Below are 1,030 nucleotides of genomic sequence, written 5' to 3'. Positions count from 1 at the left end.
CCCCCCCCCCCCCCCCCCCCCCCCCCCCCCCCCCCCCCTACTCCCAAGCAGACGGCGCCATCCCGGACTGTCCGGCGACAGGCGTTGAGACGTGTGCTCCTCCGATCTGGACCGGGCCGGGTGGCGGCGTACATCGGCCTGCTGGTGCTCGGCGCCGCGGTCGGCACGGCGGGCTCGCTGGTCCAGGGCGGCCTGTTCCCCGGCGGCCTGCTGCTCGCGCTGGTGGCGACGGCGGCGGTCTTCCTGGGCGGACGGCACGCCACCGGCAGCCAGTTGGGGCTCGGCTCGGCAGTCGTGGGCTGGGTGGTGTCCGTTATTCTGCTGAGCATGGGCCGCCCCGAGGGTGACGGTGTGTTCGCCGCCGGTATCGGTCCGCTCGTGTACCTGCTCGGCGGGATGGTGATCGCTGTGATCTGCGCCACTGTCTCGCGCCCCGCCGGTCCCGCCGCCCGGCCGGGGCCCAAGGGCCGCTGAGCACGGGAGTCGGCCGGTGGACCCGCTTCGCGGTCACCACACCGGACGGGTGGCTTCCCGCAGTCGTCGGGTACACGTCCGCCGAGGCCAGTATGGTGGTGCGCGCTCCGGCCGTCCCCCCGGCTTCCGGTACGGGAACCTGAACAACTGTGCACCAGCCGTAAGAACATCGGCGGAGCCAACCGGGAGAACCTGCTTTGAGTCGTGAAACTGAGAGTTCGCCCTCCGGGCCCCACGGGCGCGGCGGTTCGCCGTACCCGGCGGGGGCACCGCCGTACGGATCGCGCCAGGCGCCGGGCCGGCAGGACGCCACGGACGACACCGGCGCGGCGGCCAGTCCCCGGCAGGACGAGCCCAGAACCGAGACCACGCTGACCACGCGCATCCGCATCAACATCCCCGGATCGCGGCCGATCCCGCCCGTCGTCGTGCGCACGCCGGTGACGGAGGGCGAGGCCATGGACGGGCGCGGCATCGCGGCGCTCGCCCAGGGCGACGTCGGCGGCGAGCGTACGGGGTCGACGCCGGCGCCGGGCGACCCGGCCGCGAGCACGGC

General features: G+C 74.9%; 1 protein-coding gene and 1 pseudogene. Both read left to right on the top strand.

Going from position 1 to position 1,030, the window contains the following annotated elements; translation table 11 throughout:
• Nucleotides 1–93: 93 nt before the first annotated feature.
• The gene (locus JFN87_RS33215) at nt 94–474 is read left to right on the top strand and encodes a DUF6113 family protein (protein ID WP_307865692.1); all 381 of its coding nucleotides are present in this window, start codon (nt 94–96) and stop codon (nt 472–474) included.
• Nucleotides 475–671: 197 nt separating this feature from the next.
• Nucleotides 672–1,030 (top strand): annotated as a pseudogene (locus JFN87_RS33210) (hypothetical protein); the annotation flags it as partial.

It is taken from the genome of Streptomyces montanisoli (assembly GCF_017813245.1).
GTDB lineage: Bacteria > Actinomycetota > Actinomycetes > Streptomycetales > Streptomycetaceae > Streptomyces > Streptomyces montanisoli.
This window is presented reverse-complemented; position numbering and strand designations above follow the sequence as displayed.